Here is an 18144-nt window from a genome sequence, read left to right on the forward strand (position 1 = left end):
ATCTTGGCTGTTCCCAAAAGGTGGCAGGAAAGCCCGCCCCCAAATATGCAGGTTAAAAAATGTGAAACAGCTTATTACTTGTTAATTCCCCAATATCCTGCCATTCCTGATCCGAAAGCGGCTGCACCTCCAAATCAATTTCAAAACAGCGACAAGCCACCGCACTCAAAACATCAATTACAGTGGCTATCAAATCATCTCCCCCTTCAGATAGAGGTAATTGCACAGGAATTAATTCCTCCCCAAACACTTGAGAAAACAATTTAACATCCGGCTGCAAACGCATCGAACCGTGCTGCAAAATAGCATCACCCCGTCGCAATTGTGCGCTACCAATTAACTTGCAACCATCAGCGGTAACTAAATCCGCACCCGTCGCAGTACCAAAACAATTCGGATTGTGAATATAACCCCTTCCCGCTTCCCCGTATTGCAAATCCAAACCCATCGCCCTCCAACCCTCAATCAAAAACTCGCAAATAGTCTGATAAGCTTTCATACGGCTGCTTCCAAATCCCGACGCCACAACTGCATAAGTTAAATCCCCTTGGTGCAGCACTGCGCGCCCGCCGCTGGGCCTCCTCACCAACTCCACAGGCATTCCCTGCCAAGACAACTGCTGCCAAAACTCCGGCCATCGGCGCTGGTGGTAGCCCAAGGAAATCGCCGCCGGTTGCCAAGTGTAAAATCGCAGAGTTGGCGGATGTTTGCCCGCTAGATGCTGTTCCAGTAGCCATTGGTCGATCGCCATCTGCACGCTACCAGACGCCGACAACAGTGGAATTAAACGCCATACAGAATTAGCCATCCGTCCCCAGTCCTGAGTTTGCACTCAATAATTCACAGAATGTTTTAAAATTAGTAACAGTTTTTTGGGCCTGTCTTCTAAGTTGATGCAAGTTTCACGCCCGCCGGTGCTTTAGAAATAAATAGAAAAAATAATCGCAGAACCATGAGCAACAGTGTAATTGTCATTAACGACGAAAAATTTGAAACAGAAGTCCTGAAAGCTGAGCAACCAGTGCTTGCCTATTTTTGGGCTACTTGGTGCGGGCCTTGCAAACTGATCGCGCCTTCGATAGACTGGGTGGCGGCCAACTACAGCGATCGGCTGAAAGTGGTTAAAATGGAAATTGACCCCAATCCTAATACTGTCAAGCAGTATAAAGTAGAAGGAGTCCCAGCTCTCAGGCTGTTTAAAAATGCCGAAGTAGTGCTTTCTCACGAGGGAGCCATTACTAAACAAACTTTGGTCGGTTTGCTGGACGCTCACTTATAAAGTTTGGAAATGATTCGGGAGTTTCCAACTCCCAACTCACAACTATAGCAATCGAAAAGATTTTTTAATATCTCTCTTTTCTCCTCGATATTCCTCTCTGAATCTGCGCCCTCTGCGCTCTCTGGGGTTATAAAAAAAATTTACAAAGCAGCACATAAAAATGAAAAAAAAATAATTCAGCCATGTAAGAAATATTAATATGCCCCAAAAGTTAGAAAAAATATGCAATTTGCTAAACGTTTAGAGCCACTGCAATTTAATGTATTTGCCGATATGGATCGGGCAAAAGCTCAAGCTAGAGCAGCGGGACAAAATGTGATTGACTTGTCTCTGGGTTCTTCGGATTTGCCGGCGGCGGCTCATATTACAGATGCGATCGCACATTCTCTGTCAGACACCAGCACCCACGGCTATTTGCTATTTAACGGCACAAGAGATTTTCGGGAAGCAGCAGCTATTTGGTACGAGCAAAAATTTGGAATTGCAGTCAATCCAGAAACAGAAGTGCTGCCGTTAATTGGTTCCCAAGAAGGCACGGCGCATATGCCTTTAGCTGTACTCAACCCTGGAGATTTTGCTTTGTTGCTCGATCCCGGCTATCCTTCCCACGCGGGCGGTGTGCATTTAGCAGGCGGTCAAATTTATCCGATGCCCATATTAGCAGAAAATGCGTTTTTGCCGATATTTGAAGATATTCCGACAGCAGTGCTGGCTGAGTCGAAGATGATGGTTTTGAGCTATCCTCACAATCCTACAACTGCGATCGCCCCGGTTGCTTTTTTTGAGAAAGCTGTGGCTTTTTGTCGGCAACATCAACTTGTTTTAGTTCACGATTTCCCTTATGTGGATTTGGTGTTTGACGATTCTGTAGGGGCGGTGCCCCCGTGCCCGCCCTCTGGTAACGAGGAAGAATATCGAAAATTGATGGCGCCGTCAATCTTTCAGGCGGATCGAGATAAGAGTGTGGCGATCGAGTTTTTTACACTATCCAAATCCTACAGTATGGGAGGTTTTCGAGTCGGATATGCGATCGGCAATTCCGAACTAATTGCAGCGCTGCGACAGGTAAAAGCCGCAGTGGACTTCAACCAATATCGAGGGATTTTAAACGGAGCGATCTCCGCATTAACAGGCCCTCAAGATACCGTCAGAAGCAGCGTAGAAACCTTCAGAAAACGGCGGGATGCCTTTGTAAACGCGCTACAGGGCATCGGCTGGCAAGTACCCGTACCCCCTGCCACCATGTACGTTTGGGCGAAACTGCCGGAACCTTGGGCCAACGATTCCGTGAAATTTTGCACTCAGCTAGTACAGAGTACAGGAGTCGCAGCTTCCCCCGGTGCCGGTTTCGGGAAATCAGGAGAAGGCTACGTGCGATTTGCCTTAGTCGAGTCGCCAGCAATTTTGGAAACAGCAGTTAGAAAAATTGCTGAGTTTCTAAATTGAGCGATGTAATCTGTCTCAACTTAACCCGAAACACCCTCGTGATATCGTTTCCGGTTGCATCGGAATAATAAAATCTAGTCAACAGTTAACACTCAACCATTCAGTTTTTCGACCCGCCCGTCAACAGTCAACAGTCAACAATAATTCCGGTGCAACCGGAATTGATATGAGACTTAAGCCCACCCGACGTGAGCTTTTAGGCAGGGGTTAAAACCCCTGCCGGACTGGGTTTTGACGTTTTTGGACACAGGAAGAAGGGCACGGCGTCTAAGTGCTTACCCGCAGCTCAAGATGGATGCAATTGCTAAAATAGTGTGATTTATACCTAAAGGAATAGATATTTGCACGCAGTATCTGTCACAATTTTTTTTAAGAAATGTTAACGTGAGACATCTTGGGAATTACCAGTTCCGCTCACCCACTCTAAAAATCCTTGCAGTGAATTCTGTCGGAGTAGCGATTGTTCCGTAGCGGCGAGCGCACACCCGAAAAAGACCACACTGCCCAAAATTGCAATCAGCGGCAAAGGCTTGCCCAGCCCAAAGTCCCGCTGAAGGCGAGCTAACGGTCTGCTCTCGCGCCTGAGCATCTTTCCCACCGTCAGTTGTTTGAGACTAAAAGGATCGCGCACAAAATGACCGCTCCAGCTAATTACCATATGAGAATGACAGTGGGGACAAGTGAATAGTCCACTGACCATCCCGACTGGGCCTACGACGCTGGAACGGTTGCAGATCGGGCAAGTGACAGAATGAGTGTTATAGGTAGGAGCGTTCATAACTGTTTTTCTTGAGTAAAAAAAACTAACAAGTAATTGGGAGCCTGTGTTAACGCCAAAGGTATAGACCTTGAGAGGCACTTTTCCTTAATTCCTAGTTTACCGCTCCGATCGGGTCGATCGGAGCTCACTGCTTGGGAAAACCTTCAACTTGCCAATCCCGCAACGAGTGCAAGTCTGGAGCACAGGTGAGATTATATTGCAAAGGAGTTACGGTTATTCTGTTGTCGCGAATAGCTTGTACGTCTGTAGGAATATCATGCGGCACCGCCGAATCGGCGATTTCTTCTACATCTTCTAACAATTCCCCAGCCAGCCAATAATAAGTTTTGCCGCGCGGATCGGTGCGCTTTTGAAATATGTCGAAATAGCGGCGAATGCCTTGACGGGCGATCGCAACTCCGGTAATTTCTGCTTGTGTGACTGCTGGTATGTTGACATTCAACAGCATCGGTTTCGCCATTGGCTGTTTTTCCAACTGTGCCAGCAAGCTGACAGCGAAATCCACCGCCGGCCCAAATTCCTGCGAAGTAAAGCTGGCGAGGCTGAAAGCAATGCTGGGAATCCCTTCCATAATTCCTTCCATTGCGGCCGAAACCGTACCCGAACAGATGATATCCGTGCCTAAATTGGGCCCGTGGTTGATACCGGAAAGAACAAAATCCGGCGGTTTGTCAAGTAAAGCCCACAAAGCAAGTTTCACGCAGTCGGCGGGAGTGCCCGAACAGGCCCAAGCTTGGACTGCGGGATCAAAAATAGATTCGACAATTTCGGCGCGGATGGGTTGGTGCAGAGTAAGGCCGTGGCCGGTAGCAGAACGCTCTCTGTCGGGACAAACTACGCTCACGTCGTGGCCAGCGTCGGCGAGAGCGTTGGCGAGGCTGCGGATGCCTTGTGCAAAGATGCCGTCGTCGTTGCTAATTAAAAGTTTCATTGAAATTTTTATAAGCCTTATAACAATACTAAACTAGATTCAACTAGCGCGATCGCTCTAACATCGAATTCCCTATTACAAATTATCCGTAACTGCCGAAAATCTAAAATCTAAAATCTAAAATCTAAAATCAACAAGCTGTAGAGCCAAAATTGCGCTAAACTCAACTTGGTCCAAAACTGCCATCAATCTAAAATCTAAAATCTAAAATCTAAAATCAAAATGACTGTCCAGCTTAGCGACATTGAAACTCAACTAGAAACCCTCGGCCAAGAGTCCAAAAGTGCGATCGCCACTGCCAATACCCTCGAACAACTCGAACAGTTGCGCGTCGGCTACCTCGGCAAAAAAGGCCAACTCTCTCAAATTTTAGGCATGATGGGCAAACTGTCGCCAGACCAACGGCCCAAAGTAGGTGCGATCGCCAATACAGTCAAAGAAGCCCTGCAAGCCGATTTAGAAGACAAGCGCGCCGCCCTCCAAACCGCCCAAATCCAAGCAAAATTAGCCTCAGAAACCATCGATGTCACCATGCCGGGGATTTTTCGCCCCCACGGCCGCGTGCACCCATTAAACGCAGTCATAGACCGCGCTCTCGATATCTTTGTCGGCCTCGGCTACACCGTCGCCAACGGGCCCGAAATGGAAACAGATTATTACAACTTCGAGGCGCTGAACACACCGCCAGACCACCCAGCGCGGGATATGCAAGATACATTTTACCTACCAGGCGGCAACTTGCTGCGGACTCAGACATCATCAGTGCAAATTCGCTACATGGAACAGCACAAACCGCCGATTCGGATTGTCTCTCCCGGCCGCGTTTACCGCCGCGATACTGTTGATGCTACTCACGCCGCAGTTTTCCACCAAATTGAACTTTTAGCAATTGATGAAGGTCTGACATTTACTGACTTGAAAGGCACAATTAAAGAGTTTTTGCGACAAATGTTCGGGCAAGATTTGCCGATTCGTTTCCGCACGAGTTACTTTCCGTTTACCGAACCTTCCGCCGAAGTTGATTTGCAGTGGAACGGCAAATGGCTGGAAGTTTTGGGGTGCGGAACAGTCGATCCTAACGTTCTTAAAGGAGTCGGTTTAGACCCAGAAAAATATACTGGGTTTGCGGCCGGTTTTGGAGTCGAGCGGTTCGCAATGGTACTTTATGAAATCGACGACATTCGCCGGGTTTATGGTAGCGATTTGCGTTTTTTGCGGCAATTTTAAAGCATGGTTTGGGGTCGGTTCTACAAACCCTCTAGAGATTTTGCTTAAGCTACATCAATTTTTCAGTTTCAAGTAAGTAAGTACAAATAAACATTACTGGGGGAGAGGGCGGGTTCTGCAACGAGGACTCGCCCTTACTGTAGATAAGCGCTAAAGCTGCGCCTACAAGCCCCCGCAATATATTATTGTTTTTTTGCGCTTACCTACTTATTTATTGTCTACTTCCCAAAAACACCCTTGATGCTGTCAACAGCGCTCTCGACAGCATTCTTGGTATTATCTACTGCTTTCTGAGTCCGAGCTGAATCTTCCGATGCTCTTTTCTCAATTGTGGCCGCATCTTTCTTAGCTTTGCGCTCTACTACACTACCATCCTCCGATGATCGATCGACTTTAGCAGCATTTGTCTTGGCAGTTTCCTTAACTTTATCTTCTGTATCTCGGATGAAGTTCTTGGCTCGTCCAGCATCTTTGCTGGCTTTTTCTTGAACCGCATCGCCCGCATCTGCTGCTGCGATCAAGTTTACAGCAGGAGAGGCCATTGCTGCGGTGTTGGAGAAGAACGCACCAGACCAGACGAAAGCCATCGCTGACACGCAAAGCACAGTTGCAGCGATCGAGCGCCCTAAAGTCGAAAGCCGTTTCGTAAAATAATTCAGTTTCATAGAATACAAAGCAAGATATGACATTCTATTTTTACTCGATTTTAGCGATCGGCGTAACCGTTCTCTAGATAGAGGTTATCCGTCGGCCATCGGTTAAAAAAGTTCAGTCTTTTGATAGATTCAACCAAGGAATGTCACTCACTTTTAGATTTTAGATTTTAGATTTTAGAGTTGACTCCCCAGCCGCCATTTGGAAGCTTGAACTTTGGTGAGTCGATTAAAGATTAAAGATTAAACAATTGACTCCACAGCCGGAGCGCTGATCCGCGCGCTTAAGTAGGTAGGCGGAAAAAATTATGTTTATGTAAAGAAACATTAACTAGCGTAATTCAAGTTAAATTTAACACATTGTTTACGGTCAGTAAGTAGGTGCACATAAACTTTAGTATGTCACCGACTATCAAGCTATCATCAATCGGGCGATTGTTTTCATAAAATATCGCTGCTAAGGAGCGTTTCACCGAGTGACTATCGCTTTGGACTACATAGATATTTTGCCGCTCATCTACTTATTTAGGAATAGGTTGTTCCCGAAATTGTGCGTGGGATATCAACATATAATACTTATAATGACTAATCACAATTTAGTAAAAAAGTCAATACCGTTTCATCAATTCCCTTTAGTTTCAAAGGCTTATATTTAACAATGCGATTTTCCTCAACATAATCTGCCACCGCCGCCGAAATTAGCACCGTGTTTGGTTCCGTCACCTCTTGCAAGCGGGCGGCAATATTCACGCTCGGCCCGATCGCAGTATAATCCGATCGATCAGGACCGCCAAACATCCCCACCACCGCAGTACCCTGGTGAATTCCGCAGCGAAACCGCACCGGAGGCACGCCATTTTCCCCAACAATTCCCTGCTCCAACCAGCCCTTGTTAAGCTCCTTCAGAGCTCGCAGCATTTGGTCAGCAGCAGCCACAGCGCGGCGTACTTGCTCATTAGGCGTTAGTTCCTCCGGCGCGCCAAAGAAAGCCATTACCGCATCTCCAACAAACTTGTCCACCGTACCGCCACTGTCAAAAATAGCCTTAGTCATTGCCGCCAAATATTCATTCAACAGCTCAGCTACCCGGCGCGAGCGCAGCGTATTTGCCATTTGAGTAAAACCGACAATATCGCTAAACAAAATAGTAATCAATCGCGGTTCCGGGCGCAAATCCAAGGCCAAATCTCCAGCCGCTGCAGCCTTCACCATCGCCGGCGGCAAAAATCGGCGCAGCACCGACTCAGTTAAATAACTGTTCAACTGCTGCACTCGGCGCTCGTTTTGTTTGAGGGCGATCAAATTCCGCACTTCCGCCAACAATTCTCGATCGTTAAAAGGCTTGGACAAATAAGCATCCGCACCCCGTTCTACTCCTTCAATTCGAGTATCTTCATCGGCTTTAGCAGTCAGTAAAATTGCCGGAGTTCCCTGCAATTCCTCATCCTCTCGAATCATCTTAATCAAATCCAAGCCCGAAATCAAAGGCATCATCAAATCAGTTATAATTAAATTAGGGCGACGTTTTTTAGCCACGGCAAATCCTTCTTCTCCGTTGCGGGCGAGCAAAACTGCAAAGCCGGAATCTCGCAGAATTGCCGACACATAAAAGCGCAAATCAGGATTGTCGTCAACCACCAAAACCGTTCCCACTGCTGTTTCTGATTTGATCGGTTGGAGCGCATCAAAGTTATGATTTTCTGCCTCATTTTCCGATAAATCCGCTTCCACATCAGCCAGTTCCACCGCTGCTTTGGATGAGTGAAACTCCGCAGGTATTTCTAGTACCTGTTCCGGGGGCAAGTGAGTCGAACCGAAGTGCAGCCAAACGGTAAAAGTAGTACCTTCGCCGTAAACTGATTCAACAGAAATTTGACCGCCGTGGAGTTCGACTAATTCTTTGACAAGTGCCAAACCTAATCCGCTGCCTTCGTAGGAACGGCTAGCTGAGCCTTCGGCTTGGTGAAACCGCTCGAATAAATAGGGAATTTGTTCGGTGCGAATGCCGATACCGGTGTCTTTTACTTGCAACAAGCAGTGAGCGCCGGCCGATTCAACTTTCAGGGTGATAGTTCCGCCTTCTGGGGTGAATTTAACAGCATTTGATAGCAGGTTGTAAATAACTTTGTCAAATCTTTCCAAGTCCAAATAAAGTAAAGGACATTCTTGCAGTTGGGTAATTAAGTGCAGTCCTTTTTTCTCGCAGTAGGCGCGGAACGACTCTGCGGTAGAGTAACAGAAACCGACTAAATCGCAGGGGCGAAAACTTGGCTGCATCCTTCCAGCATCGAGTCGCTGCAAGTCCAGCAGTTGATTTACCAAGCGCAGGAGGCGGCGGGAATTACGCAAAGCGATTACGGCTTGTTCGTAGGGTAAGTCTTCTTTGCGCCTACAAGCTGACTCTAGAGGGCCGATAGTTAGAGTTAGAGGTGTGCGGAACTCGTGGGAGATATTTTGGAAAAATTCGGTTTTGAGCCGATCGGCTTCCAGAAGCCGTTCTGCCTGCTGTCTGGTAGTCTGGTAGAGGCGCGACTGCTGCACGGCCAGAGCAGCTTGAGTTGCGACTATTTGAGCCAGGTCAATGTCTGAGATGTTCCAGCGGCGGATGCTGTGATTTTGGCGCAGGGAAATGCTGCCGATGATTTTGCCTTCTGAGAGTAAGGGAACGACTAACAGGGCGCGGGCTGGCGATCGAACTTGCAGTTCTGTAACATTTAACTCGGGGTGTTCGTCGAGATCTTCGATCGCCACCGGCTCTTTTGATACCATAACTTGCAACAACAGCGGATTGCCTCGAATCGGCACCAAAGACTGTGGCAAAGAAGGATGGGCAAAAACCCAGGCGCGAGTGTTCTCAGCAGCATCGCCAGAAGCCGTCTCGTAGCCCAGAGAGTTCACAACTACTTCTGGATTGTCAATAAAACCCTGTTCTACAGCCACGGTATCCCTATCTGTGTCGTATAGCCCCACGCATTGGACGTATTCATCATCTTCAGTCCACAGAGATAGGGCGCAGCCGTCAACTTGCAAAGCTTGGCCGAGTTGTTGAGTAATGGCTGCAAAAATATTTTGGGGATCGAGACTCGATCGAATTGCCGTAGTAATAGTATTGACTAAGGCCTCGCGCTTGGCCAGCGCCCGCACCTGTTCGTAAGCCCGGGCTTGAGAAAGCGCCAAAGCCGCTTGGTCTGCCACCGTAATTACCAACTGTACCTCGTGGTCTTGCCACTGGCGCGGTTCCTCAAACTGGTGCAGCGCCAAGACTGCCATCAGTTCGATTTTGTAAAACAGCGGTACAATCAAGCTCGATCGAATATTCGCAGCTTCGTAAGCCTGTTGTCGTTGCGGATTATCCCAGTTTAAAACTCGATCGTCAGTTTGGGCATCTTGAATCACCTCCACATCCAGAGTTTCCCAAACCAAATCCGGCAGCAAATCGGGCGAGAGTTCGGCAGCAGAAGCATCACCGGGCATTGCTTCCTCATCGCCCCGCAACCCTTTAGTTTCTGCCTTTTGGTAAACGAACCACTCATCGGCCACCCGGCCGTCTTGGAACGGCCGCAGCAGACAGCAACTCACCTCAAACATCTGCCCGACAGTTTCCACAATTCTTTGCAGCATTTGCTGGTAATTGGGAGCCGATCGGATAGTATTGGTAACGGCATAAAGCAGCGATTCTTGGCTCAAAGCACGGCGCAGTTCATTGGTGCGCGTTTTCAGAAGATTGTGAGTCTCAACAGCTTGACTGACAAGATTGATCAGCTCTTGAGCATCCCAAGGCTTGGTAACGTATTTAAATACTTTGCCAGCGTTAATAGCTTCAACTAAATCTTCAACATCCGTATAGCCAGTTAAAATAATTCGGATCACGTCGGGGTACTGAGCCGCCGTCAGGCTGAGAAACTCCGTACCGCTCATTTTTGGCATTCGCTGGTCGGAGATAATCACCGCAACTTCTCCCTCTTTGGCCAAAATTTCGAGCGCAGCGGGGCCTGATTCGGCTCTGAGCACTTTGTAGTCTCGATGAAAGGTGCGGTAAAGCAAGTCGAGGTTATCCGGTTCGTCATCGACGATCAGAATTTTTAGCTTAGGATTTTCTTGGGAATTCATGCACCGTTCTCCTGTGCCCCGGGGCTGTTCGATTTAATAAGTCTGATTAAAGGAAGAATTCGCCGATTTAAATTGCTGAAGTCATACCATTTTCGATTTTCGATTTTCGATTTTCGATTGCGAATGACTGATGACATAAGGGTTGGGATTTTGCCTAGAGTGCCATTATTTTGGGAAAAAGGTATCACAATAATTCGTCTATATGAAGTTGTTGTGAGTGTGCGAGGCAAGCATCAACCTTGATTTTTGATGTCTGGGTTTTCAATTCGGAATTCTTCTGAGCCACAGTTATCTGTCGTGCACCCCAATTTTATTATTTAATGATATTCACATAAACTCGTCTCCCGATAATTTTCCTTCACCCCTTACCTTTATGCAGCCGGAGAGCAAACACAAATCTGGCTATTTTAACTGCCGTCTGGATTTCTCAGAATACATAGGAATAACCGTCCTGATTGTGAGTTGATTTGCCAAATTTATGTTTGCTCCTGGCTCCTGGGACTATTTTATTTGGTATGTGAAAGCTGCCCGCAGCAAGATAGAATAGACAACCAACATCTTCGCCTGTGTTTTTTCCCACAAGTAATAGCAACTTTAACAGTCAGCCAAGGATACCGACCACAATCCGGCGCCGAGCCCCTGACTGATATTCGGGGGTGGCTGACAGACCACAGAGGTGTCTGTGGGAGTGACGCAATTGCTGTACCATTTTAGTTAGACTTGCATTTTTTTCCCCGATCTCGGCATTTTTTGTGCGTCCTGCAGATTAACGCCCAAGCCAATTACTGCGGCGAAACACCGCAAGCTAGAGCATCCATCTGTTAATCTTAGCTAGGGATGTACTCTGTGGAAACCGATCAGTCGATTTTAGATTTTAGGTTTTAGATTTTAGATTTACTCCACAGATGAATCGGGGAGCTTGAACTAGGGTCTAAAATTTTGATCAGTCCCCGACGAGTGTCGGTGGCTTGTATCGGTTTTTGGGCAGGGTCAATCAGCTCGATCGAGGTTTTTAAGGTCTCATCGCGCGCAGCAGAGTATCGAACCGACGGGGAAAACCCCTGCTGACTGTTTCCAGGCATCCAAATTTAAATTGGAAGTTGGGAAAGTACCCCCTAGCTCAACAGGTAAGGCCGGTTCCATGGGGGACGGGCGATGGATAGCCCAGAACTGCTGAAAACTAGGGTGCCAAGCCGGGGGGGCGGCGGCGAACATCCGACGCGCGATCGTACCCGGTGTTAGTATGGTAAGTCGTGGAGTTTTTCTACTACCGCTGGACGGATAAATTATATTCGATCGGGTATTTCCGTAAGCAGAGATCGGTAGGATTCCGGGAACCTGACGTTAAAACCTTTGTGATTGTTTTTAATACCTTGCCCGCTAAGCTGTCGCGCATTTAATTTGTAAGCTACTGTTTACTTAAACTCTTCTGATGCCGGCCGAAAGCCAGGGATCAAGCTTCAATTTAAAGGCAAAATAGCTTATCCACAAATCTAGTATTAGGGGATGAGTTTTATTTTTTCATAACTAGAGTATTAAATGCTAAAAATTTTCCATTTACCTCAAATGGTACTTAAAGTCAAGCACCAAAAAATATAATTTAATCTGGCTAATAAACTATGCCTATAAGTTACGTTATAAGATCAGTATAACATCAGTGAATTTTCTAAGAGGGTAGCTTAGAAACCCGCGTAAAAAAAATTAATATAGTGGCCTGGCATTGTGAATCCTTCATTTTTTTCCTCACCATCTCACCAACAACAAACTCCCGGACTTTCTGGTTTTTCGATCCGGGTCGCTGTGCCCAACGACTTAACGCAGCTAGCTGATATTTTAGCCATGAGCTTTCACTCCCGCGAGGGGTTGGTAGAATGGGTGTATCCAGTGTTGCGTTTGGGCATTTACGAAGATTTAAAAAATCGACTGCGTTCTAAGGCAGAACATTACATTTGTCTGGTTGCTGAGCTAGTCTCGCGCGAGGAGGGAACACAGAATTATCGATCGCACCGAGCTCAGCGTATGGCAGGAACAGTAGAAATGGCTTTGCGTTCTCGCTTTCCTTGGCAAATCCCTAGTTCTGACTATCCTTATTTGTCGAATTTAGCCGTTCACCCGGATTATCGGCGCCAGGGAGTTGCTCAACAATTGCTCAGCAACTGCGAGGAGACCGCCAAAGAATGGGGATTTTCTGAGATTTACCTCCACGTTCTGGAAAATAATCACCCGGCGCGACAGTTGTACTATCAGGCCGGCTATCGCTTGCAACAGGTGGATTGGAATTGGACTGGTTGGCTGTTCGGCCAGCCGCGCCGCCTGTTTTTACGCAAGCAGATTTCGCTATCCTAAGCTAACTATTTGAATTGATCATGGGGAATTGGGGCTTCGCCAAGAAAAAGGAAAAAATAGCTATCCGTGTATCTTTTACTTCCGAATTGTGAATCAATGGAATGGGAATGGGGAATTAGTGATAAATTTTAGTTTGCTCTTAAGCCCGAGCGCACAACACACTACAATTAGTTGGTAGTAAACACTTGAGCTACCAAGCCTTGTGTACCTTGGAACGCCTGAAAAACCCCATACAAAGTTATATCAACTCCCGTATCCTCGTCAGACGTAAAAACCCGTCAAAAATCACGGAAGTTGCAACAGTAATCAATATAATTAATCTGTGTTTATCTGCCTGTATCTGCGGTTAAAAAAAGATAATTCCTTAACCGTAGATGACAAGGAATTGACGCTAATTCAAGCCTATCAAGATAATAGATTCATGAATAATCCCGCTGCTAAAAAAAATGATATTATACCAAATCCGGGTTGAACACACCTTTATTTTTTAGCATTTTAGAGAGGGACAAAAGGCAACTGTAAGAGCGATGTCAAGGGCCGAGTGCAACACAGTTTCTAACCCGGATTGAGTAGGGTGAGGAACGCCACAGAAGTTCTGATCTGCTGTGGCGTTTTGTTCGTCGGAACAGGAGACTTTCGCCGCCAATTCTAGAGTTCAGAGAGATTTGGTAGGAAATCCGAGGAGCCGATCGCCCCGTTAACCCCAACCAGATTCGCTAAAACCCGATCGGTTCCTGCTACTCGCAGCAACGTACCGTTCGGAGTGGCGCTAAATTGCAACTGCTGGAAACTCAGCCCGTCGGTCAAAACAAACTTATCGACGCCTACCTCGAAGTTAATGACAGTATCAGTGCCGCCCTCACCATTCAACACAAATTGATCGCTCCCAATACCTCCAATTAAAGTATCTTCGCCCAAGTCGCCAAACAGCCAGTCATCTCCAGCGCCCCCATTGAGAAGGTCGTTATCTTTACCACCAATCAAGGTATCGCTGCCAGCATCTCCGTTGATAGTATCTTGGCCTTCGTTGCCGTAAAGCAAGTCATCGCCCTCACCGCCATTGATGCAGTCTTGCTGGTCGTTTGCTGCCACCGAGACACCCCGGTTATCAGCACGATCGCCATAGATGGTATCGTTGCCCTCGTCACCGCAGATCTCATCGCTGCCGTCACCGCCGTAAATCAATTCTTCGCCCTGATCTCCGTGTATGAGGTCGTTAGCTTTGCCGCCGTAAATCAAGTCGTTGTCTTGACCGCCACTGATGGTATCGTCACCCTCATCGCCGAACAGCACATCAGCACCGATGCCACCAAAGAGCAAGTCCTGGCCACCAACATCTTGAACTCGACTTCGAGCACCGCCGTACATGGTGTCGTCGCCGCTGTCGCCGACAAGGGTATCAGAGCCAATTTCGCCCCAAATCAGGTCATGATCTTTGCCACCCCAAACACAATCATTGCCTTTACCTGCTTGCACGGTATCATTACCGTGGCCGCCGCCGATGATGTCGTTGCCACCGTCGGCAAAGATTAAGTCTTGTTCCCCGATATCCCCGATTGACTGGGAACTGCCACTGTCGCCGAGCAGAGTATCGGCTCCTTGGCCGCCGTAGAGGGTATCAGAGCCTAATTGACCGTAGATGATGTCATTGCCTTTACCTCCGTAAGCGCGATCGTTATCTTTGCCTGCAACGATGGTATCGTTGCCTTGTTGGCCGTGGAGGAAGTCGTTACCGAAGCCTCCGTACAGCAAGTCGCGTCCCTGGGAGTCGCTGGCTCTTTGGTCGCGGATGCCCCCAAACAAGCTGTCAGAGCCGATGCCACCAAACAAGGTATCAGAGCCGAGTTCGCCCCAAATTAAGTCATTTTCTTTACCTCCAAGGGCAATATCGTCACCTTTGCCGGTATGGATGGTATCCTCGCCCTCGTTGCCGTTAATCAGGTCTGCACCGTTGCCTCCGAAGATCAAATCGCCATTGTTCTGAGCACTGCTGGAGTTATCGTTGCCGTTGTCTCCCAAAATCGTATCGGCACCTAGATCTCCAAACAGGCTGTCAGAGCCTAAGTCGCCGGCAATCCAGTCGTTCTGTTTGCCTGCAAATACGATATCGTTGCCCTCGTCTCCGTAAACAATATCGGTGTCAATGCCCCCAAAAATCGTGTCATTGTCTTCGTTTCCGTAAATTTCGTCCGCACCGTCTTCACCTAAAAGCAGATCGTTGCCTTCAAAACCGACGATTTTTTGGTTGCCTTTGGTGTCTACGATCAAGTCATCGCCGTCGGTTCCTTTGGTGGTTTGTCCCTCTGAAAATTGTGAAATCGGCCCGACAAATCCAACTGCGGGTGGTTGCTGCGGAGGCGCAAAGTTAATTCCCGGTTTTTCAATAATGGGCGAACATTGACAGTCGGTATCTGTTTCGGCGATCGGATTTGAGACGATCGGCGATGCCGGCGTTGGTGTGGGTGTAGGTATGAGTGGGGGAACAGTTCCAACTGGCCTCAAGATAGCAGCAACAGTAGCGCTAGCGGGGCTGACTTTGCCGAGGTTGTCCGTGGCGGTGTAGCTGAAAGTTGCTCCGTTAAAGTCAACTGTGGCTACGAAAAATAGTTGTCCTATTTGTGCCGGAGTCAAAACTTGACCGACTGTCACGGGTATGTCGCCGTTGACTGAATCTGATAGGAACAGGACTCCTTGGTTGGCTGGGGGGACTCTGGTGATGGTGTAAGAGACGATCGACCCATCGGGGTCACTTCCTCCCAATCCCAACACCTGCACGATGCCGTTAGTCGGAACCGTGAAGTTAACATTGTTAATCGATGGCGGTTGGTTGGAAGTCGGGGAGATAGCGGCAACTGTAGCAGTGGCGGGACTGGTAGCGCCGCTGTTATCTGTGGCGCTGTAGCTGAAATTGGCACCAGTAAAGTCGCCGGTGGATTGGAAAAATAGTTGTCCTATTTGTTCCGGTGTCAAAACTTGACCTGGTGTCACGGCTACTCCGCCGTTGGCTGGATCTCCTAAAAACAGGATTCCTTGGGCCGCTGGCGGCAGGGTGTTGATGGTGTAAGAGGCGATCGACCCATCGGGGTCACTTCCTCCCAATCCCGGCACCCGCGCGCTGCTGTTGGGGTCTACCGTGAAATTAGCATTGTTGGTTACTGGCGGTAAGTTTAGGGGATTTGGTGTGGGAGTTGCTCCTGTGGAACCGAGAGTAGCGGTAGCCAGGGAACTGGTAGCGCCGTTGCTATCTGTGGCGCTGTAGCTGAAAGTTGCTCCGGTAAAGCTACCTGTGGATTGGAAAAATAGTTGTCCTAGCTGTTCCGGTGTCAGGATTTGACCTGGTGTCACGGGTACGCCGCCGTTGGCTGGATCTCCTAAAAACAGGACTCCTTGGGCCGCTGGGGGCAGGGTGTTGATGGTGTAAGAGGTGATCGACCCGTCGGGGTCGGGGTCGCTTCCTCCCAATCCTGTCACTAACTGGCTGCTGTTGGGCCCGAGGCTGGAGTTAGCATTGTTGGCAACTGGCGGTTGGTTGTCAGTTGTGCTGGGAGTTGGTGTGGGTCCTATCAGTCCCGCCACACTAGCGGTAGCGACTGGACTGATAGCACCGCTGTTGTCTGTAGCGGTGTAGGTGAAATTGGCTCCTGTAAAGTTGCCCGTCGTGAAGAAATATAGTTGCTGCAACTGTTCAGGAGTCAGGACTTGACCTTGTGTCACTGGTACACCGCCGTTGGCTGGATCTCCTAAAAACAGGACGGCTTGGTCTGGTGAGGGCAGGGTGTTGATGGTGTAAGAGACGATCGACCCGTCGGGGTCGCGATCCCTTCCTCCCAATCCCGTGACTAACCTGCTGCTGTTGGGTCCGAGGCGGGAGTTGGCATTGTTGGCTAATGGCGGCTGGTTGTCAGTTGGAGTTGGAGTTGGTGTGGGAATTGGCGAAACAGGCCGCAAGATAGCCGCCACAGTAGCGACAGCGGGACTGGAGGCGCCGCTGTTGTCTGTGGCGCTGTAGGTGAAATTGGCTCCTGTAAAGTTGCCCGTCGTTTGGAAAAATAGTTGCTGTAACTGTTGAGGCGTCAGGACTTGACCTGCTGTGACTGGTTGGCCGCCGTTGGCTGGATCTCCTAAAAACAGGACTGCTTGGTCTGGTGAGGGCAGGGTGTTGATCGTGTAAGAGGCGATCGACCCGTCGGGGTCGCTTCCTCCCAATCCTGTCACTAACTGGCTGCTGTTGGGTCCGAGGCTGGAGTTGGCATTGTTGGCTAATGGCGGTTGGTTGTTAGTTGGAAGTATGGCCGCGACAGTAGCGGTAGCGGGACTGGTGGCGCCGCTGTTGTCTGTGGCGCTGTAGGTGAAATTTGCTCCTGTAAAGTTGCCCGTCGTTTGGAAAAATAGTTGCTGCAACTGTGCTGGAGTCAAGACTTGGCCTGCTGTGACTGGTTGGCCGCCGTTGGCTGGATCTCCTAAAAACAGGACTGCTTGGTCTGGTGAGGGCAGGGTGTTGATCGTGTAAGAGGCGATCGACCCGTCGGGGTCGCTTCCTCCCAATCCTGTCACTAACTGGCTGCTGTTGGGTCCGAGGCTGGAGTTGGCATTGTTGGCTAATGGCGGTTGGTTGTTAGTTGGAGTTGGTGTTGGTGTGGGAGTTGGCGCCACTGGGCGCAAGATAGCCGCCACAGTAGCGACAGCGGGACTGGAGGCGCCGCTGTTGTCTGTGGCGCTGTAGGTGAAATTGGCTCCTGTAAAGTTGCCCTTCGTTTGGAAAAATAGTTGCTGTAACTGTTGAGGCGTCAGGACTTGACCTGCTGTGACTGGTTGGCCGCCGTTGGCTGGATCTCCTAAAAACAGGACTGCTTGGTCTGGTGAGGGCAGGGTGTTGATCGTGTAAGAGGCGATCGACCCGTCGGGGTCGCTTCCTCCCAATCCTGTCACTAACTGGCTGCTGTTGGGCCCGAGGCTGGAGTTGGCATTGTTGGCAACTGGCGGTTGGTTGTTAGTTGGAAGTATGGCCGCGACAGTAGCGGTAGCGGGACTGGTGGCGCCGCTGTTGTCTGTGGCGCTGTAGGTGAAATTTGCTCCTGTAAAGTTGCCCGTCGTTTGGAAAAATAGTTGCTGCAACTGTGCTGGAGTCAAGACTTGGCCTGCTGTGACTGGTTGGCCGCCGTTGGCTGGATCTCCTAAAAACAGGACTGCTTGGTCTGGTGAGGGCAGGGTGTTGATCGTGTAAGAGGCGATCGGCCCGTCGGGGTCGCTTCCTCCCAATCCTGTCACTAACTGGCTGCTGTTGGGCGCGAGGCTGGAGTTGGCATTCTTGGCAACTGGCGGTTGGTTGTCAGTTGGAGTTGTGGGAGTTGGTGTGGGAGTTGGTGTTGTG

Annotated in this window: 10 protein-coding genes; 4 read left to right on the forward strand and 6 right to left on the reverse strand. The window is 48.9% G+C overall.

Annotation, left to right across the window (positions count from 1 at the left end; genetic code table 11):
* Window positions 1–52: 52 nt before the first annotated feature.
* Window positions 53–808, reverse strand: a complete 756-nt coding sequence (locus tag QUA07_RS06530; RefSeq protein ID WP_333323521.1) for a biotin/lipoate A/B protein ligase family protein — start codon at window positions 806–808, stop codon at window positions 53–55.
* Between the two features lie 144 nt (window positions 809–952).
* Here QUA07_RS06530 and QUA07_RS06535 point away from each other — a divergent pair, with 144 nt between their 5' ends.
* Both QUA07_RS06535 and QUA07_RS06540 read left to right on the forward strand, forming a co-directional pair.
* Window positions 953–1279 (forward strand): thioredoxin domain-containing protein, encoded by a 327-nt coding sequence (locus tag QUA07_RS06535; RefSeq protein WP_190740071.1) that lies wholly within the window; start codon window positions 953–955, stop codon window positions 1277–1279.
* A gap of 222 nt (window positions 1280–1501) precedes the next feature.
* On the forward strand, window positions 1502–2725 hold the full coding sequence (locus QUA07_RS06540; protein WP_333323522.1) for an LL-diaminopimelate aminotransferase: 1224 nt from the start codon (window positions 1502–1504) through the stop codon (window positions 2723–2725).
* 379 nt (window positions 2726–3104) lie between these two features.
* On the opposite strand, the gene QUA07_RS06545 is transcribed toward QUA07_RS06540, so the two are convergent.
* Both QUA07_RS06545 and surE read right to left on the reverse strand, forming a co-directional pair.
* Window positions 3105–3503, reverse strand: coding sequence for a hypothetical protein (locus tag QUA07_RS06545; RefSeq protein WP_333215869.1), 399 nt, complete (start codon window positions 3501–3503; stop codon window positions 3105–3107).
* 127 nt (window positions 3504–3630) lie between these two features.
* Window positions 3631–4437 (reverse strand): 5'/3'-nucleotidase SurE, encoded by an 807-nt coding sequence (gene surE / locus QUA07_RS06550; protein WP_333323524.1) that lies wholly within the window; start codon window positions 4435–4437, stop codon window positions 3631–3633.
* A gap of 222 nt (window positions 4438–4659) precedes the next feature.
* On the opposite strand from surE, the gene pheS reads away from it, so the two are divergent.
* Window positions 4660–5664 carry a phenylalanine--tRNA ligase subunit alpha gene (gene pheS / locus QUA07_RS06555; protein ID WP_333323526.1) on the forward strand — a complete coding sequence of 335 codons (1005 nt, stop codon included), beginning with the start codon at window positions 4660–4662 and terminating at the stop codon, window positions 5662–5664.
* Between the two features lie 218 nt (window positions 5665–5882).
* On the opposite strand, the gene QUA07_RS06560 is transcribed toward pheS, so the two are convergent.
* On the reverse strand, window positions 5883–6329 hold the full coding sequence (locus QUA07_RS06560) for a hypothetical protein (RefSeq protein WP_333323528.1): 447 nt from the start codon (window positions 6327–6329) through the stop codon (window positions 5883–5885).
* 573 nt (window positions 6330–6902) lie between these two features.
* Complete coding sequence (locus QUA07_RS06565; RefSeq protein WP_333323530.1) at window positions 6903–10427, reverse strand: response regulator; 3525 nt, start codon at window positions 10425–10427, stop codon at window positions 6903–6905.
* Window positions 10428–12149: 1722 nt separating this feature from the next.
* On the opposite strand from QUA07_RS06565, the gene QUA07_RS06570 reads away from it, so the two are divergent.
* Window positions 12150–12773 carry a GNAT family N-acetyltransferase gene (locus QUA07_RS06570; protein ID WP_333085179.1) on the forward strand — a complete coding sequence of 208 codons (624 nt, stop codon included), beginning with the start codon at window positions 12150–12152 and terminating at the stop codon, window positions 12771–12773.
* Window positions 12774–13421: 648 nt separating this feature from the next.
* Here the strand turns inward: QUA07_RS06570 and QUA07_RS06575 are convergent.
* Window positions 13422–18144, reverse strand: a 4723-nt coding sequence (locus QUA07_RS06575) for an Ig-like domain-containing protein (RefSeq protein ID WP_445305872.1), incomplete at its 5' end; no start/stop codon positions are given.

This window comes from Microcoleus sp. T3_A4 (assembly GCF_036700465.1).
Taxonomy (GTDB): Bacteria; Cyanobacteriota; Cyanobacteriia; order Cyanobacteriales; family Microcoleaceae; genus Microcoleus.

Coding starts and splice junctions, on each gene's coding strand:
- QUA07_RS06545 (WP_333215869.1), bottom strand. CDS start 3,503: ATGAACGCTCCTACCTATAACACTCATTCTGTCACTTGCCCGATCTGC.
- QUA07_RS06535 (WP_190740071.1), top strand. CDS start 953: ATGAGCAACAGTGTAATTGTCATTAACGACGAAAAATTTGAAACAGAA.
- QUA07_RS06530 (WP_333323521.1), bottom strand. CDS start 808: ATGGCTAATTCTGTATGGCGTTTAATTCCACTGTTGTCGGCGTCTGGT.
- surE (WP_333323524.1), bottom strand. CDS start 4,437: ATGAAACTTTTAATTAGCAACGACGACGGCATCTTTGCACAAGGCATC.
- pheS (WP_333323526.1), top strand. CDS start 4,660: ATGACTGTCCAGCTTAGCGACATTGAAACTCAACTAGAAACCCTCGGC.
- QUA07_RS06540 (WP_333323522.1), top strand. CDS start 1,502: ATGCAATTTGCTAAACGTTTAGAGCCACTGCAATTTAATGTATTTGCC.
- QUA07_RS06560 (WP_333323528.1), bottom strand. CDS start 6,329: ATGAAACTGAATTATTTTACGAAACGGCTTTCGACTTTAGGGCGCTCG.
- QUA07_RS06565 (WP_333323530.1), bottom strand. CDS start 10,427: ATGAATTCCCAAGAAAATCCTAAGCTAAAAATTCTGATCGTCGATGAC.